This is a genomic window from Polaromonas sp. P1_E3, from assembly GCF_056405935.1.
In genome coordinates this window covers 1-595 of the sequence record NZ_JBFUBD010000825.1, presented here as the reverse complement: position 1 = coordinate 595, position 595 = coordinate 1, and the positions used below count along the sequence as shown (strand labels likewise).

General features: G+C 62.0%; 1 pseudogene. It reads left to right on the top strand.

Annotated features, from left to right (window positions below):
• Positions 1-403, top strand: a pseudogene (locus AC1D0Z_RS23765) (ABC transporter substrate-binding protein); the annotation flags it as partial.
• Between the last annotated feature and the right edge of the window lie 192 nt (positions 404-595).

Sequence of the window (595 nt, the reverse complement as noted above, 5' to 3'; positions counted from 1 at the left end):
CGCCTGCAACTTCCAGCCGCTGAAAGAAGGCTACCGCGCCTGGGCCGCCGGCTTTGGCCTGCCSGCCACGCTSTCGGGCAAGAAGCTGGACGGCGCCTATGARTTCATCAACTGGTTCCTCGACGGCTGGGCCGGCGCTTATCTGAACCGCCAGGGTTATTACAGCGCCGTGCTGGAAACCGCCAAGGCGAAGATGGACGCCTACGAGTGGGCCTACTGGATGGAAGGCAAGCCCGCCTCGCAGGACATCAAGAGCCCGAATGGAGATGTGCTGGCCAAGACGGGCGCGGTGCGCGACGGCGGCAGCTATGAAGCCCGCATGGGCGGCATCGCCTGCTGGAATGCGGTGATGGACGAAAACAATTACATGGTGCAGAAGTGGAATGAGTTCGTGGCGGCTTGATTAAGTACCCCCCTGTGGTCGCTCACTTCGTGTAGCGGCCTCTCCCCTACAGGGGACGACACTGCGGCCCGGCGAAGCCGGTTCCGCGTGTCCTGGAACAGGCTTCGCTTCGCTTGCCCTTGATACCGGACGCCGGCGGTAAGCGCAACTCAACCATTTGGATTTTTATGAGCGCACCTGCAATCACTGCCC